Source organism: Paraburkholderia lacunae, assembly GCF_003353175.1.
GTDB classification, from domain to species: Bacteria; Pseudomonadota; Gammaproteobacteria; order Burkholderiales; family Burkholderiaceae; genus Paraburkholderia; species Paraburkholderia lacunae.
The window spans coordinates 18,219-33,781 of sequence record NZ_QHKS01000018.1 but is presented as its reverse complement, the minus strand read 5'-3'; the positions used below and the strand labels follow the sequence as shown (position 1 = coordinate 33,781).

Below are 15,563 nucleotides of genomic sequence, written 5' to 3'. Positions count from 1 at the left end.
CGGCAAACGTTCTACAATCACAGTTGTTCTCCGAAGTGAGTTTTCATGCGCAAACTATTTCTTCCCGGCTTGACTGCCACGTTCGCCGCGGGTGCGGCGCTGGTCGCCGCCGCAGGCTTTTTTTCTCCGGCGGCCCACGCCAACAACGTGATCGTGCTCAATTCCGGCGAAGCCACGCTGAGTCTGATCGACGAGGCTACCCGCCAGGTGGTCGCCACCGTGCCAACGGGCAAGGAACCGCATCACCTGATGGTCACGCCGGACAATTCGTCGCTGATCGTCGCGAACTCGGTATCGAACAACCTGATGTTCGTCGATCCGAAGTCGGGAAAGGTGCAGCGTTGGGTCGAGAATATCGAGGATCCGTATCAGGTCGGTTTTTCGCCTGACCGCAAGTGGCTCGTCACCACCGGCTTGCGCCTCGATCGGCTGGACATCTATCACTATGACGCGCAGAACAACATGACGCTGGCCTCGCGTCTGCCGCTCGCGGTGATGCCCAGCCACATGGCGTTCACCAACGACAGCAAGACGGTGTTCGTCACGCTGCAGGTGTCGGGCGAGCTGGCCGCGATCGACCTGGCCACACAAACCGTCAAGTGGAAGATGAAAGTCGGCAAGGTGCCGGCCGGTCTGTGGATGACGCCGGGCGAAAAATACCTGCTGGTCGGCATGACCGGCGCGGATTACGTCGCGGTGATCGACTGGCGCAATCAGAAAATCGTCAAGACGATCCAGACAGGCAAGGGCGCTCACAACTTCCGCTCGCTGGCCGACGGCAAGCACGTGGCGGTATCGAACCGCGTCGCGAGCACGATCAGCATCATCGACGAGGACACGCTCACCAACGTCGGCGACATCACCGGTCTGCTGCCGGGGCCGGACGACATGGAACTTTCCGCCGACAAACGCTATCTGTGGGTGACGTTCCGCTTTGCAAAGCACATCGGCGTCATCGACCTGACTACGCGTAAGCTGATCCAGACGATTTCCGTCGGCCGTTCGCCACACGGTATCTATTTCTTCGATCGCGCGCCGGTGACGGCGCCGAACGGCGCGTAATCGGGCATCGAGGCAACACCAGGCAGGCAGCACGCGGGCAGCCCATGAGCGAGTCGTCACGAATGAAGTAACCAGGCCAACACCATGTTCCATCTGATTTTTTCGTCTCTCGGCAGTTTCGTCTCAGCGGTGCAGACGCTGCTGTACGTCGACGTGGTGCAGCCGCTGCTGTACCGCTTCGATCTGATGGATTACGACGAAGACACTTACGACAGGCTGTATTGGGTGATTGTGGGCGTCCTCGAGATGCTGGCCATGTACGCGATCCTGCGTCCGCTCGAGGCGCTGCGCCCGGTCGAGCAGTGGGAGAACCGCAAGGCGGTGCGGGTCGACGTGATCTATACCTGGATCGCCAAGCTCGGCGTCTTCAACCTGTTCTTCTTTTTCGCGCTGCAGCCGTTCTTCGACAACCTGCAGGCCTGGCTGCGGCTGTACAACATTTCGAATATCGATTTCGACAACCTGTGGCCGGGCGTCACCACGCAGCCGCTTGTCACGTTCGTGATGTATCTGCTGGTGCTCGATTTTGCCGGCTACTGGTATCACCGCTGGGAGCATCGGATCGGCGTGTGGTGGGAGCTGCATGCGGTGCATCACAGCCAGCAGCAGATGTCGCTGTGGTCGGACGACCGCAACCATCTGCTCGACGATGTGCTGCAGGCATCGTTTTTCGCGGCGATCGCGCTGGTGATCGGCGTTCCGCCGTCGCAATTCGTCGTGCTGGTGGCGATCACCAATCTCGCGCAGAGCGTGCAGCACGCGAACATCCGTCTGTACTTCGGCTGGCTCGGCGAGCGCCTGCTGGTCAGCCCGACCTTCCATCGCCGGCATCATGCGGTCGGCTACGGCCACGAAGGACTGAAGTACGGTTGCAACTTCGGCGTGCTGTTCCCGTGGTGGGACATGCTGTTCCGCAGCGTGTCGTGGAACCGCGAAATGGAGCCCACGGGCATCCGCGATCAACTCGAAGGCCGCCGCTATGGCGACGGTTTCTGGGCGCAGCACTGGCTCGCTTTTGTGCGCATTGCCGAGCGGCTTTCGCCGAAGCGCCGCACCGAAGGCGGCGACGCCGCTTCGGTCTGAACATTCTTCCTCTTACGCCGCCGGTTTCCCCCGGCGGCGCGCCGCGTGGTTTATCCTGTGCACGTTTCTGCGTGCGTTCCGGGTTCGTTTGTGGGTCCTCCTCGTGGGCCGTTTCAGAGGCCGCCTCTGAGGCCGCATCTGAGGCCGTTTTGGGGTCCGTCTTCGAGTCCTCGGTCAGGTCCGTCTCCCGGTTCGTTTCGCCGTTCCCCTTGTTCCATCGTTGCGTTCACCGGCACTGGCTCGCATGAATGATTTGTTGCGCTCGTTCGGACGCGCGCTCACCAGCGCGCTCCACCCGCGCATGCTCTGGCTGACCTTCATGCCGTTTCTCGCGGCAACGGTCGGGTGGGGCGTGATCCTGTGGTTTTCCTGGCAGTCGCTGATCGGCGCGACCCGCACGTGGCTCGAAAGCTGGTCGTTTACCGCTACGCTTTATCGTCTGTTCGACTGGCTCGGCTTTTCGGCGCTGCACACGGCCATCGCGCCTTTCATTGTGATTGCGGTGGCGATTCCGCTGATCGTCGTCAGCGTGCTGCTGCTGATCGCGACGCTGTCGATGCCGGCGGTGATCCGCTTTCTGTCGGCACGGCAATTCGCGAGCCTTGAAATGCGCCGTGGCGGAACGTGGTACGGTAGCCTCGGCCAGGCATTGTGGACCACACTGGTGTGTCTGGTGCTGCTGATCGTCACGCTGCCGCTCTGGCTGGTGCCGCCGTTCTTCGCGCTGATCCCGCCGCTGCTGTGGGGCTGGCTGACCTATCGCGTGATGAGCTACGACGCGCTCGCGCTGCACGCGACGCGCGACGAACGGCGCGCGCTGGTGCGGCGCTTCCGGCTGCCGCTGCTGCTGATCGGCATCGCCAGCGGTCTGCTGGGTTCGCTGCCGACGCTGCTGTGGGCGTCGTCGGTATGGCTGATCGTGCTGTTCCCGGTGGTCACCGCGGTGACGATCTGGATCTACGCGTTCATCCTCGTGTTCTCGGCCTTGTGGTTCAGCCACTACTGTCTGCGTGCGCTTCAACGCATGCGCGCGGAAGAGCACGGCGCGCGGCACGCGGCGCCGCTCCCTTATTGATCAAATGAAAGAGGCGACAATGGCATTTGGCGTCATCATCATCGGCGATGAAATCCTGTCGGGCAGGCGTATCGACAAGCATCTGCCGAAGGTCATCGAATTGCTTGGCGCGCGTGGGCTGTCGCTCGGCTGGGCGGAGTACATCGGCGACGATCCGGCGCGCATCACGGCGACGCTGCGGCGCACGTTCGCGTCGGGCGACATCGTGTTTTCGACAGGCGGCATCGGCGCCACGCCGGACGACCACACCCGCCAATGCGCGGCGGCCGCGTTAGGCGTGCCGCTCGAACTGCATCCCGATGCCGCGAAGCTGATTCAGGAGCGCATCCGCGACATGCATCCGGCGAACTCGGCCACGCCGCTCGATCTCGATTCGGCGGAAAACCGCCATCGGCTGAATATGGGCACGTATCCGCAGGGCGCGTCGATCATTCCGAACGGCTACAACAAGATTCCGGGATTCTCGATCAAAGAGCACTACTTCGTGCCGGGCTTCCCGGTGATGGCGTGGCCGATGATCGAGTGGGTGCTCGACACCCAGTACGCGCATCTGCATCACGCGATGCCGCATGCGGAAAAATCGCTGCTGGTGTTCGAGTTGCCGGAGTCGCGCCTCACGCCCTTGATGGAAAAGATCGAACGCGACTTTCCGGGCGTGCGGGTGTTCAGTCTGCCGAGCGTCGGCGATGCGGAGCGCGGCGGCGTGTATGCACGCCATCACATCGATCTGGGCGTGAAGGGAGAGCCTGAAGCGGTGGCGGCGGCGTTCGTCAAGCTGCGCGAGGGCGTGCACCTGCTGGGCGGAGATATCGTCGAGCCGGAGGCGGCTGCGGGTAAAGCGCGCGATTGATCCCGGCCGCGGACGGCACCTGCGGCTTCACACTACGCGCATACCGCGCGAACCTCGCACCGTCACAGAGGCTTGCCGCGGACGCCGGTCTTAGGCGCCGATCCACGGCAGGCCGCGAAAGCACCAGCCCGACACGGTCTTCCTATGTCCTTGGCTGTCCTTGTCGCCTTCGAAACCTTCCAGCAGGTCGTACGCCTTGGTGAAGCCGGCCTGGGTGGCGGCGATCGCGGCGAGCTTGGAGCGCGCGGCGCTGCGGCACAGAAACAGCACCGGCGTATCCGGCGAGGCGGCGTCGCTCAGTTGCTGGAGGAATTCCTGGTTCGGCACGGCGCCCGGATAACGGGTCCATTCGACATGCACGTATTGACCATCGCCAACCACCGGCCGGCCAACCCAATCGAGTTCCGCGCGGCTGCGCACGTCGACCAGACGCGTGCGCGGGTCGAGTTGCAGCAGTTCGAACGCCTCCGCGGGCGACACCGCGCCGGCATAGGGCAACTGGTTCTCGGTGCGGCGTTTTTCCGCCTGGGCGTACAACTGTTCGAGCGTGCTCATGAGCGCCAATCTCCTTCCGTCCAAATGATCATTCTAGCGCGCGGCGTGCAGCACGGATGCCGCCACAGGCAGAGCCAGGGATGCGCACACGGCTGCCTATGAAATGCTCAAAACTGGTGCAGTTCGACGAATATGCACCAAAACAAAGATTAATTCGGCGTCCGCTTTTTCTTTGGCACTTATTTGGTGCATCGCTCCGTTCAAAGATATCGGGGCTGCATGCCATTCGGTGCGTGCATTCCCCGCAAACGCGCGCACAATAGGGTTCTGCGCCTGGTTGGCGCACACATGGCACGGAAGCTGCTTTATTGGTTCAGATCGATTTGTCCCAGCCAATGTTTATGCGCCCCTTCAACGATCCGGGGTGGACGCGCCGGGACGGGTCAGCTAGATTGGGCGGCGGCTGAACCCGCCGAATTCGTTAATCAGGAGATAGGTTATGAGTAAATCCGTGGCCGACGTCGTTCAACTCGTCAAAGACGAGGACGTCAAGTTTGTCGACTTCCGTTTCACCGACACACGCGGCAAGGAGCAACACGTTTCGGTGCCGGTGTCGGCATTCGATGAAGACAAGTTCGAAAGCGGCCATGCGTTTGACGGCTCGTCGATTGCCGGCTGGAAGGGCATCGAAGCATCGGATATGTTGCTGGTCCCGGACGCGAACACCGCCTTCATCGACCCGTTCTACGAAGAGTCGACCCTCGTGCTGACCTGCGACGTCGTCGAACCGGCTGACGGCAAGGGCTATGAGCGCGACCCGCGCTCGCTGGCAAAGCGCGCCGAAGCGTACCTGAAGAGCACCGGCCTGGGCGACACGGCCTACTTCGGTCCGGAACCGGAATTCTTCATTTTCGACTCGGTCCAGTGGAACACGGATCAGTCGGGCTGCTTCATCAAGATTGGTTCGGAAGAAGCACCGTGGTCGTCGGCGAAGGAATTCGAAGGCGGCAACACCGGCCACCGTCCGGGCACGAAGGGCGGCTACTTCCCGGTCGCTCCGGTCGACACGTTCCAGGACATCCGTTCGGAAATGTGTCTGCTGCTCGAACAGATCGGCATTCCGGTCGAAGTGCATCACCACGAAGTCGCGGGCCAGGGCCAGAACGAAATCGGCACGAAGTTCTCGACGCTGGTGCAACGCGCCGACTGGCTGCAGCAATTGAAGTACATCGTCCACAACGTCGCGCATACGTACGGCAAGACGGCAACGTTCATGCCGAAGCCGGTGGTCGGCGATAACGGTTCGGGCATGCACGTTCACCAGTCGATCTGGAAGGACGGCACGAACCTGTTCGCAGGCAACGGTTACGCGGGTCTGTCGGAATTCGCGCTGTTCTACATCGGCGGCATCATCAAGCATGCTCGCGCGCTGAACGCGATCACGAACCCGTCGACGAACTCGTACAAGCGCCTCGTGCCGCACTTCGAAGCACCGGTGAAGCTGGCTTACTCGGCACGCAACCGTTCGGCATCGATCCGCATTCCGCACGTGTCGAACCCGAAGGGCCGTCGTATCGAAACGCGCTTCCCGGATCCGATGGCAAATCCGTACCTGTGCTTCTCCGCGCTGATGATGGCGGGTCTGGACGGCGTGCAGAACAAGATTCACCCTGGCGAAGCTGCCGACAAGAACCTGTACGACCTGCCGCCGGAAGAGGATGCAAAGATCCCGACCGTGTGCGCCGGCCTCGACCAGGCTCTGGACGCGCTGGACGCGGACCGCGAGTTCCTGACGCGCGGCGGCGTGTTCACGGATGCGATGCTCGACGCGTACATCGAACTGAAGACGGGCGAGCTGCAACGCTATCGTCAGTCGGTGCACCCGATCGAATTCGAAATGTACTACTCGCTGTAAGCGGCAATGACGCTTCGCCCTTCAAACGGCGAAGCGCTTGCCCGACGCTCGCGATCGGTCACGAAGGGACGGCGGCGCCGTCCCTTTTTTGTTGGCCACGCATGAGTCGGCTCGCTACGTTCGCTGCGTGCGGTGCAAGAAGCAGGACAAGCAGCAGGGTAAGCAGCAGTACAGGAAGCAGGACACCAGGCGGTACCCCTGATTTATCACCATCTCCTATCGGCCAGACTGCAAGATGGTTCTCAAGAATCTGATCAAGGCAAGGAAAGGGCACGAGCAGACGCTCTCGGACGACGCTCAACTCGTCAGCTCCGGTTTGCTGCCCGGTTTCGAGGCGTTGCCGACGGTCGTGCTGGTGCTCGAAAAGCGCACGTTGCGTGTCGCGTTTGCGAACCCGTCGGCGGAATCGATGCTGGAGCTCTCGCGCCGGCAACTGACGCAGATGGCGTGGCCGGACATCTTCTCGAACGCCGACGAACTGGTCGCGACCATCTCCGCGATCGCCGCCAACCGTTTTCACGCGACCCATCTGGACGCCGTGCTCGAACGTCCGGGCCACGAGCCGCTGCACGCGCATGCGATCGTCGGCTTTCTGGAAAGCGCGCAAGACTACGTGCTGCTCGAACTGTTCGAGAACGAGCGGCATTTGCGCACCGACCGCGAGGAGCGTCTGAACGACCTCACCGCGGTCAACAAACAATTGATCCGCAACCTCGCGCACGAGATCAAGAATCCGCTCGGCGGCATTCGCGGCGCGGCGCAATTGCTCGAGTTCGAACTCGGCGAGCGTCAGCGCGACGAGTTGCGCGAGTACACGCAGGTCATCATCAAGGAATCGGATCGGCTGCAAACGCTGGTCGATCGCCTGCTCGAGCCGCACCGTCATCCGCATATCGTCGGCGATGTGAATATTCACGAAGTGTGCGAGCGCGTGCGCCAGGTGATTCTCGCGGAGTTTCCGCGCGGCCTGACGATCGAGCGCGATTACGACGTGAGCGTGCCGGATCTGCGCGGCGACAAGGAGCAACTGATCCAGGCGCTCCTGAACATCGTGCGCAATGCGGCCGAAGCCTTGCGCGAACGCATCTCTCAAGGCGACGCGCGCATCGAAATACGCACCCGCATCGCTCGCAAGATCACGGTGTCGAAACGCTTATGTAAGCTGGCACTGGACTTGCATATCATCGACAACGGCCCCGGCATTCCCGAGGAAATCCGTGACCGCATTTTCTATCCGCTCGTGTCGGGGCGCGAGGACGGCAGCGGTCTCGGTCTGACGCTCGCGCAGACCTTCGTGCAGCAACACGATGGCCTGATCGAAGTGGAAAGCCGGCCGGGCCATACCGAGTTTCAGATTCTGCTGCCGCTCGACTGCTAACACCAAACGCACCTCAAGACTTCTGACCGAACTATATGAAGCCGATCTGGATAGTAGACGACGATCAATCGATTCGCTGGGTGCTCGAAAAAGCGCTCGCCCGCGAGAACTTCGCGACACGTAGCTTCGCGAACGTACGCGAGGCATCGGCGGCGCTCGATCACGACAGCCCGCAGGTGCTGGTATCCGATATCAGGATGCCTGGAGGCTCCGGCCTTGAATTGCTGCAAACCGTGCGTGACAAGGTGCCCGGCTTGCCGGTCATCATCATGACGGCGTTCTCCGACCTGGATAGCGCGGTCGCCGCATTTCAGGGCGGCGCGTTCGAGTACCTCGCCAAACCGTTCGACGTCGACAAGGCGGTCGAACTGATCCGCCGCGCGGTCGACGAAAGCATGCGCGGCGAACAGACGTGGGACGAGCGCGTCGCCGATGCACCGGAAATGCTCGGCCAGGCGCCGGCGATGCAGGATATGTTTCGCGCGATCGGCCGCTTGTCCCATTCCGCGGCCACCGTGCTCATTACCGGCGAATCAGGCACCGGGAAGGAACTGGTCGCGCGTGCGTTGCACCGACATAGCCCACGCGCGAACGGTCCCTTCATCGCGTTGAACACGGCGGCGATTCCGAAGGATCTGTTGGAATCCGAACTGTTCGGTCATGAGCGCGGCGCGTTCACCGGTGCGCAGGCGATGCGCCAGGGGCGCTTCGAGCAGGCCGAGAACGGCACGCTGTTTCTCGACGAAATCGGCGATATGCCGTTCGATTTGCAGACACGCCTGTTGCGCGTGCTCTCGGATGGGCAGTTCTATCGCGTCGGCGGGCACAATCCGTTGCGTGCCAATGTGCGCGTGATTGCGGCGACGCACCAGAATCTCGAATCGCGCGTGCGGCAGGGTTTGTTCCGCGAGGACTTGTACCACCGGCTCAATGTGATCCGCTTGCGCTTGCCGGCGTTGCGCGAGCGCAGCGAAGACATTCCGCTGCTGACGCGCCACTTCCTGCAAAAGAGTGCACGCGATCTGGGCGTGGAACCGAAGCGCGTGTCCGAAGAGGCGCTCGCGTACCTTGCGTCGCTGCCGTTTCCAGGCAACGTGCGGCAACTGGAAAATCTCGCCAACTGGCTGACGGTGATGGCGCCGGCGCAGACCATCGAGATCAAGGATTTGCCGCCGGACCTCGGGCCGGCGCAAGCGGGCGGGACCGAGTTCGCGGGCGGGGGCGGCGGCGCGCTCGGCACCGGCGAAGCCGGCCTTGCCGGCGGCGCTCCGGTCAGCGGGACCAGCGCGTCGGCGCTTCCTGCCACGCCAGGCGGCATGCCGGTCGCGACGCCCGTCAGCGCCTGGGAGGGCGGCTTGCGGACCGAAGTCGCGCGGATGTTGCGCGAGAATGCGGCCGACGTCATGGACGAACTCGCGCGCCGTTTCGAAGCCGCGGTCATTCGCGAAGCGCTGGATTTCACGCGCGGACGCAAGGTCGAGGCGGCGGAGCGGCTCGGCATCGGCCGGAATACGATTACGCGCAAGATTCAGGAACTCAACCTCGAGCCTTGAGGTTCGTGCGAGCAGCCGGGGTGGCGTGCAAACCGTCCCGGCTGCTCGTTGACAAGCTCTTCAAAAGCCCTGGAGCGCTCGCAAGGCATAATCGACGCTGTTTTCATTCGACAGCTCACGATGCCTGCTTCTCCGCTTCCCTTTCCCTGGCCGCTTTCCCCCGATCCCTTTCTGTCGCTCGAAGCGCTCGACGACCCTGACGCGCTCGCGTGGGTCGAGGCGCAGAATGCCCGCACGCGCGCGGCATGGTGCAGCAGCGCGGAATTCGACACGCTCAAGCAAAAACTCGCCGATGCTTACTTGCCGCGCGAGCGCCCGGTCATCCCTGATCGGTGGAGGGATTGGGCCTACGATCTGTGGCAGGACGAGCGCAATCCGAAAGGCCTCTGGCGGCGCACCCCGTGGGCCGCCTGGCGCAGCGGCGCATCGGTCTGGCAGAACCTGCTCGACTTCGACGCGCTCGGCGCTGCGGAAGGCACGCCGTGGGTCTGCGTCGAACTGGACATTCTCTATCCGGACGGTGATCGAGCGCTGATCACGTTGTCGCCAGGCGGCTCGGATGCGCTGGTGGTCCGCGAGTTCGACATCGACGCGCAGCGTTTCGTCGGCGACGGTTTTGTCATCGCGAAGGCCGGCAAGCACACGGCTTCGTGGATCGATCGCGATACGCTGTACGTCGGCTGGGACAATGGCCGCAAGACGCTGACGCGTTCCGGTTATCCACGCGAGGTGCGGCGCTGGACGCGCGGTACGGCGCTGGCCGACGCGCCGGTGGTCTACAAGGGCGCGTTTGGCGATATCGGTGTCGAAGCGCATTACGATCCGGTCGAGCAGCGCCACACTATGGTGAGCAGCGTCGATTTCTTCGATTCGGAAACGTACTGCCTCGATGTGTCGTCCGGCGCCTGGCGTCAGTACGACGTGCCGTCGCACGTCGCGGTAGGCGGCTGGCAGGGCTGGCTGCTGCTCGAGCCGCGCCTCGATTGGGATTGCAACGGCGTACGCTTTTCCGGCGGTGCGTTGCTCGCGATCCGCGAAGCCGCGTTTTTACGCGGCGAGCGCGAGATGGTGCCGCTCTTCACGCCGACGCCGCAAACCTCGGCCTGCGATTGGACGCATACGCGCAATCATCTGATCGTGTCGTACCTGGACGACGTGCAAAGCAGGACCGTGTTGTGGACCCCGTCGCAAGCCGCCGATGACACGTGGCAATGGACCCGGCGTCTCTTCCCAGCGCGCGGCGACGAGCAAGCCGACGTCTCGGCGGTCGAGCCGACGCTGAACGACGAAGTATTCGTCGACACCGACGATTACCTGCAACCGCCCGCGTACTGGCTCGCCGATCTGGCTCGCGACGATCTGGGCGAATGGGAATTGCTCGACCGCTGGCCGACCCAGTTCGATGCTGCGCCGTTCGCCGTGACGCGCGGCCATGCGGTGTCCGCCGACGGCACACGCGTGCCGTATACCGTGATTGGACCGCGCGTGATCGGGCCGCGCACCGCGCAACAAGCTGCTGAACCGCAAGCGCGGCCATGTCTGCTCAACGGCTACGGCGGCTTCGCGATCCCGTTGCTGCCGAGCTATCTGACCGGGCAGGGCATCGGCTGGCTGGAGCGGGGCGGCGTGTATGTGGTCGCGCATATTCGCGGCGGCGGCGAGTTCGGTACGGAGTGGCACACGGCGGCGCAAGGCGAGCATCGTCAGCGTGCCTTCGACGACTTCATCGCGGTCGCCGAGGCGCTGATCGACAGCGGCGTGACGAGCGCCGCGCAACTCGGCATTCAGGGCGGCAGCAATGGCGGCTTGCTGGTGGCGGCATGCATGGTGCAGCGGCCCGAGCTGTTCGGCGCGGTGGTGTGCGAAGTGCCGCTGCTGGATATGAGCCGCTATCACCTGCTGCACGCAGGCGCGTCATGGATCGACGAATACGGCGATCCGGACGAGCCCGAAGAAGCGCGCGTGCTGTCTGCCTATTCGCCGTACCACCGTGTGTCGGCAGGCATTGAGTACCCGCCGGTGTTATTCACCACCTCGACCGCCGACGACCGCGTGCATCCCGCACACGCGCGCAAGATGACCGCGCGGATGCAGGCGCTCGGGGCAGACAAGGTCTGGTATCGCGAGAACACGGAGGGCGGGCACGGCGGCTCCGATGAGCTGGAGCAGGCCGAGCATGACGCGATGGTGTTCGAGTTCTTGTGGCGCTGTTTGAGGAGCCCGGCAGCGGCTGCGAACGACGCGTAATCAGGCTTGAAGCGGCCAGGGTCCTGGCGCCATGCCGGGTTGTGCCGCGTTGTGCCGGGTCGTGCCGGACCCGGCCGGAGATCAGTCGATCTGCGCCACGACCGGCGCGTGGTCCGACGGCTGATCCCACTTACGCGGGGTCTTGTCCACTTCGCAAAACGAGCATGCCTGCGCAAGCGCTTTCGACAGCAGAATGTGATCGATCCGTACCCCGGCATTGCGGCGGAACGCCATCATCCGGTAGTCCCACCATGAGTAGATTTTCTCCGGCTGGTCGAACAGGCGGAACGCATCGACGAGACCGAGTTCGATCAGCCGCACGAACTCGGCGCGCTCTTCGGGCGACACCAGATTCTGGCCTTCCCACGCTTTCGGATCGTGCACGTCGCGATCTTCCGGCGCGATGTTGTAGTCGCCGAGCAGCGCAAGTTTCGGATACAGCGCCATTTCCTGCGCGATCCAGTCGTGCAGTGCGGCCAGCCAATGCAGCTTGTACGTGAATTTGTCGGTGCCCGGCGCCTGGCCGTTCGGGAAGTACGCGGAGACGATGCGCATGCCGTCGATGGTCGCGGCGATCACGCGCTGCTGCGGGTCTTCGAAGCCAGCAATATTGCGCACGACGGTGGCTTCTTCCACGTTCAGGCCTTCGCGCACCAGAATGCCGACGCCGTTATACGTCTTCTGGCCCGCGAACCAGCTCCGGTAGCCTTTCGCTTCGAGCTCGGCGCGCGGGAATTTTTCGTCGGGCAGCTTCAGTTCCTGTAAGCAGAGCACGTCGGTGTGACTGGTTTCGAGCCAGTCGATCACGTGCTGCAGGCGGACTTTGAGGGAATTGACGTTCCAGGTGGCGATTCGCATGTCGTTCGGTAAATGAGGTTCGCCAGGCGGCGAGATTGTGCCGGTTAGCCGGTTTCAGCGCTGCAACCGCCGCTATCATGCACCGGTTTGCAAATTCAGGTCCAGCGCGGCGCAGCAAAGCCGCCAATCCGGCCGTCTCGACGGCCGCCAAATATTTACCTGTCCGCTGCGTTACGCAGCGTATAGTGGAACAACATTCACACGTATCGGGGACGCATCATGGCCGAATTCTATCCTGCCCTTTATAAGGACTTCGAAGTGCATCCGCTGGTGTTTTCGCGGGAGTTCGACAAGTTCGACGGTCACAAGCGTCACGCCGAAGGTTACGACGTCGCGGTGCGCGTCTGCCGTCCGGGCGCCATCAGCGGCTCGAAGGCAAGCCGTGTGTTTCGGCTTGTGTTGCCGGCCACGTTCTCCGATTTCGGCGTCGCCAAACGCAGCGCGAGCCAGTACGGCGCCGACATCATCGACGGCAAAGTGGAAGGCGCGACAGTCTCCGATCTTTGAGCGCGCAGGCGCACGGTAGGCATCGTTCGAAATAATTTCGGCCGATTGTTTGACGCCCGGCGAACATCTCTATACAATCCGGTTTCTCTGACGCGGGGTGGAGCAGTCTGGCAGCTCGTCGGGCTCATAACCCGAAGGTCGTAGGTTCAAATCCTACCCCCGCAACCAAGCATTGTTGAAAGCCCGCTGGCGCGTGCCACGCGGGCTTTTTAATTTCAGCTTTTCAACTTCAGCGTTTCAACTTCTGGCGATGCTCACGTCGTCAGCGTCACTCACTCCGAATCGATTGCCCATTCCACCGCGGCCTGCGCATGCAGCGCGGTCGTATCGAAGACGGGCAGCGCTGAATCTTCCGGCTTGATCAGCAAGGTGATTTCCGTACAGCCGAGAATCACCGCTTGCGCGCCACGCGCGGCAAGCGCTTCGATCACTCGCTGATACACCGAGCGCGAATTGTCGTCCACCGTGCCGTGACACAGCTCGTCGTAAATGATGCGATGCACGTCCGCGCGTCCGGCTTCATCGGGAACCAGCGTGTCGAGGCCGTAGCGCTCGCGCAGGCGCCCCGCGTAGAACGCCTGCTCCATCGTATAGCGAGTGCCGAGCAAGCCCACTCGCTCGATGCCGGCGGCACGCAGCGCAGTGCCGGTCGGATCGGCGATATGCAGGAACGGTACCTTGATCGCCCGTTCAATCGATTCATACACGCGGTGCATCGTGTTGGTCGCGAGCATGACCAGATCGGCGCCGCCGCGTTCGAGGTGCCGCGCGGCATCGGCCATCTGTTCGCCGAGCGCGGCCCAGTCGCCGGCGCGCTGGTTCGCTTCGATCGGCGCGAAGTCGACCGTCAGCATCAGGCTGCGTGCGTTGTGGTGGCCGCCGAGGCGCGCCTTGGCGTGGCGATTCAGGAGCCGGTAATACTCGGTGGACGATTCCCAACTCATCCCGCCGATCACGCCGATGGTTTTCATATGCCTGCTTCCGTTTGGTGGATAACGTGCGCCGTCGTGCGCCGAAGCCGAGCGTCGAGTATAGACGGGGCAGTGCGGGCGCAGCCGGTACGGATTCGCGGCTGCGGGCCGGTACGGCGCTTCGAAAAACGCCGGCACGCACATTCTGACGCCGATAGAATCGGTATCGGTCAAAGAGGGTCGAAGACGGTCAAAGGGAGCGATACATGGATCTGATCATCCGTCGCGCGATGCTGCCGCCCAGCGCCGCGCCGCAGCAAAAGCATCCGGTCGACATCGGTATCGAAGCGGGCCGCATCGTCGCGGTCGAGCCGAATCTGGCGGCTGGCGCGCGCGAGGAAATCGACGCGGCCGGCTCGCTCGTGACGCCGCCGTTCGTCGACCCGCATTTCCATATGGACGCGACGCTGTCGTACGGTTTGCCGCGCGTGAACGCGTCGGGCACTCTGCTGGAAGGCATCGCGCTGTGGGGTGAGCTCAAACCGGATCTGACGCAGGAGGCGTTGATCGAGCGCGCATTGCAGTACTGCGACTGGGCGGTCGCGCGCGGCTTGCTGGCGATCCGCAGTCACGTGGATGTGTGCGACCCGCGCTTGCTCGCGGTCGAGGCGCTGGTCGAGGTGAAACGCCGCGTCGCGCCGTATCTCGACTTGCAACTGGTCGCGTTTCCGCAGGACGGCGTATTGCGCAGCGCCGGCGCATTCGAGAATCTCAAGCGCGCGATTGCGCTGGGCGTCGACGTGGTCGGCGGCATTCCGCATTTCGAGCGCACCATGGCCGACGGCGCTCAATCCGTGCGCTTGTTGTGTGAATTCGCGGCGGAGCAGGGCTTGCGCGTCGACATGCATTGCGACGAATCGGATGACCCGATGTCGCGCCACATCGAAACGCTTGCGGCCGAAACGCATCGGCTCGGCATGCAGGGGCGCGTCACCGGTTCGCATCTGACCTCGATGCATTCAATGGACAACTACTACGTGAGCAAGCTGTTGCCGCTGATGCGCGAGTCGGGTGTCGCCGCAATCGCCAATCCGCTGATCAACATTACGCTTCAAGGCCGCAGCGACACCTATCCGAAACGGCGCGGCATGACGCGCGTGCCGGAAATGATGGCGGCCGGCATCACCGTCGCGTTCGGCCACGATTGCGTGATGGACCCGTGGTATAGCCTCGGCTCCGGCGACATGCTCGAAGTCGCACACATGGGCCTGCACGTCGCGCAGATGACGGGCGTGGACGGCATGCACGCGTGCTTCGACGCGGTCACGGTGAACGCCGCGCGCATTCTCGGCCTTGAAGGCTACGGCGTCGTGCCGGGCTGTGCGGCGAACCTCGTGATGCTCGACGCGCGCGATCCGGTCGAAGCGATCCGTCTGCGCGCCGCACGGCTCGCGGTGGTGAGCCGTGGCAAGGTGGTGAGCCGCGCGCCCGCTGCGCGCGCGGCGCTCTCGCTCGACGGGCGTCCTGCGCAGGTCGACTTCAAACTGCACCGCGCTTAAGCTGCGAAGCGTGCCTGAAGCTTGAATAAAAAGCCGGTGCCTGCTCGCGCAAGTCACCGGCTTTTCTTTC

13 protein-coding genes and 1 tRNA gene are annotated in these 15,563 nt (G+C 63.2%); 11 read left to right on the top strand and 3 right to left on the bottom strand.

Features of this window, described 5'->3' with window-relative positions:
* The first annotated feature begins 45 nt into the window (after window positions 1-45).
* The 4 genes from DLM46_RS25095 to DLM46_RS25080 all read left to right on the top strand — a co-directional run bounded on the left by DLM46_RS25095 (window position 46) and on the right by DLM46_RS25080 (window position 4,070).
* On the top strand, window positions 46-1,062 hold the full coding sequence (locus DLM46_RS25095; RefSeq protein ID WP_115105054.1) for a YVTN family beta-propeller repeat protein: 1,017 nt from the start codon (window positions 46-48) through the stop codon (window positions 1,060-1,062).
* A gap of 84 nt (window positions 1,063-1,146) precedes the next feature.
* Window positions 1,147-2,145: a sterol desaturase family protein gene (locus DLM46_RS25090; protein ID WP_115105052.1), complete on the top strand. Its 999-nt coding sequence runs from the start codon at window positions 1,147-1,149 to the stop codon at window positions 2,143-2,145.
* Between the two features lie 244 nt (window positions 2,146-2,389).
* Window positions 2,390-3,220: an EI24 domain-containing protein gene (locus tag DLM46_RS25085; protein WP_115105049.1), complete on the top strand. Its 831-nt coding sequence runs from the start codon at window positions 2,390-2,392 to the stop codon at window positions 3,218-3,220.
* A gap of 19 nt (window positions 3,221-3,239) precedes the next feature.
* Window positions 3,240-4,070, top strand: coding sequence for a competence/damage-inducible protein A (locus tag DLM46_RS25080; RefSeq protein ID WP_115105047.1), 831 nt, complete (start codon window positions 3,240-3,242; stop codon window positions 4,068-4,070).
* Window positions 4,071-4,160: 90 nt separating this feature from the next.
* Here DLM46_RS25080 and DLM46_RS25075 read toward each other — a convergent pair whose 3' ends face one another.
* The gene (locus tag DLM46_RS25075) at window positions 4,161-4,625 is read right to left on the bottom strand and encodes a rhodanese-like domain-containing protein (protein ID WP_115105045.1); all 465 of its coding nucleotides are present in this window, start codon (window positions 4,623-4,625) and stop codon (window positions 4,161-4,163) included.
* Window positions 4,626-5,064: 439 nt separating this feature from the next.
* Here DLM46_RS25075 and glnA point away from each other — a divergent pair, with 439 nt between their 5' ends.
* The 4 genes from glnA (at window position 5,065) to DLM46_RS25055 (ending at window position 11,658) form a co-directional block, all read left to right on the top strand.
* Window positions 5,065-6,480 (top strand): type I glutamate--ammonia ligase, encoded by a 1,416-nt coding sequence (gene glnA, locus DLM46_RS25070; protein ID WP_115105042.1) that lies wholly within the window; start codon window positions 5,065-5,067, stop codon window positions 6,478-6,480.
* A 235-nt stretch (window positions 6,481-6,715) separates the two neighbouring features.
* Complete coding sequence (gene glnL, locus DLM46_RS25065; RefSeq protein ID WP_115105039.1) at window positions 6,716-7,858, top strand: nitrogen regulation protein NR(II); 1,143 nt, start codon at window positions 6,716-6,718, stop codon at window positions 7,856-7,858.
* 35 nt (window positions 7,859-7,893) lie between these two features.
* Window positions 7,894-9,411: a nitrogen regulation protein NR(I) gene (gene ntrC, locus DLM46_RS25060; protein ID WP_115105037.1), complete on the top strand. Its 1,518-nt coding sequence runs from the start codon at window positions 7,894-7,896 to the stop codon at window positions 9,409-9,411.
* A 120-nt stretch (window positions 9,412-9,531) separates the two neighbouring features.
* Entirely contained in the window at window positions 9,532-11,658 is a 2,127-nt protein-coding gene (locus DLM46_RS25055; protein ID WP_115105034.1) for a prolyl oligopeptidase family serine peptidase, read from the top strand.
* An 81-nt stretch (window positions 11,659-11,739) separates the two neighbouring features.
* On the opposite strand, the gene xth is transcribed toward DLM46_RS25055, so the two are convergent.
* Window positions 11,740-12,516, bottom strand: coding sequence for an exodeoxyribonuclease III (gene xth / locus DLM46_RS25050; RefSeq protein WP_115105028.1), 777 nt, complete (start codon window positions 12,514-12,516; stop codon window positions 11,740-11,742).
* A 219-nt stretch (window positions 12,517-12,735) separates the two neighbouring features.
* Between xth and DLM46_RS25045 the strand changes: the two genes are divergently transcribed.
* Complete coding sequence (locus tag DLM46_RS25045) at window positions 12,736-13,023, top strand: hypothetical protein (RefSeq protein WP_115105025.1); 288 nt, start codon at window positions 12,736-12,738, stop codon at window positions 13,021-13,023.
* 91 nt (window positions 13,024-13,114) lie between these two features.
* Window positions 13,115-13,191, top strand: a tRNA-Met gene (locus DLM46_RS25040).
* A gap of 104 nt (window positions 13,192-13,295) precedes the next feature.
* Here the strand turns inward: DLM46_RS25040 and DLM46_RS25035 are convergent.
* A complete protein-coding gene (locus DLM46_RS25035; RefSeq protein WP_115105218.1) occupies window positions 13,296-13,994 on the bottom strand; it encodes an aspartate/glutamate racemase family protein in 699 nt (232 codons plus the stop codon).
* Between the two features lie 206 nt (window positions 13,995-14,200).
* On the opposite strand from DLM46_RS25035, the gene DLM46_RS25030 reads away from it, so the two are divergent.
* Window positions 14,201-15,493 carry an amidohydrolase family protein gene (locus DLM46_RS25030; RefSeq protein ID WP_115105022.1) on the top strand — a complete coding sequence of 431 codons (1,293 nt, stop codon included), beginning with the start codon at window positions 14,201-14,203 and terminating at the stop codon, window positions 15,491-15,493.
* Window positions 15,494-15,563 lie beyond the last annotated feature (70 nt).

Bases quoted from the DNA above. Each gene is read 5' to 3' on its own strand.
- glnA (WP_115105042.1), top strand. From the start codon at position 5,065: ATGAGTAAATCCGTGGCCGACGTCGTTCAACTCGTCAAAGACGAGGAC.
- DLM46_RS25075 (WP_115105045.1), bottom strand. From the start codon at position 4,625: ATGAGCACGCTCGAACAGTTGTACGCCCAGGCGGAAAAACGCCGCACC.
- DLM46_RS25090 (WP_115105052.1), top strand. From the start codon at position 1,147: ATGTTCCATCTGATTTTTTCGTCTCTCGGCAGTTTCGTCTCAGCGGTG.
- xth (WP_115105028.1), bottom strand. From the start codon at position 12,516: ATGCGAATCGCCACCTGGAACGTCAATTCCCTCAAAGTCCGCCTGCAG.
- DLM46_RS25095 (WP_115105054.1), top strand. From the start codon at position 46: ATGCGCAAACTATTTCTTCCCGGCTTGACTGCCACGTTCGCCGCGGGT.
- DLM46_RS25085 (WP_115105049.1), top strand. From the start codon at position 2,390: ATGAATGATTTGTTGCGCTCGTTCGGACGCGCGCTCACCAGCGCGCTC.
- glnL (WP_115105039.1), top strand. From the start codon at position 6,716: ATGGTTCTCAAGAATCTGATCAAGGCAAGGAAAGGGCACGAGCAGACG.
- DLM46_RS25055 (WP_115105034.1), top strand. From the start codon at position 9,532: ATGCCTGCTTCTCCGCTTCCCTTTCCCTGGCCGCTTTCCCCCGATCCC.
- DLM46_RS25045 (WP_115105025.1), top strand. From the start codon at position 12,736: ATGGCCGAATTCTATCCTGCCCTTTATAAGGACTTCGAAGTGCATCCG.
- ntrC (WP_115105037.1), top strand. From the start codon at position 7,894: ATGAAGCCGATCTGGATAGTAGACGACGATCAATCGATTCGCTGGGTG.
- DLM46_RS25035 (WP_115105218.1), bottom strand. From the start codon at position 13,994: ATGAAAACCATCGGCGTGATCGGCGGGATGAGTTGGGAATCGTCCACC.
- DLM46_RS25080 (WP_115105047.1), top strand. From the start codon at position 3,240: ATGGCATTTGGCGTCATCATCATCGGCGATGAAATCCTGTCGGGCAGG.
- DLM46_RS25030 (WP_115105022.1), top strand. From the start codon at position 14,201: ATGGATCTGATCATCCGTCGCGCGATGCTGCCGCCCAGCGCCGCGCCG.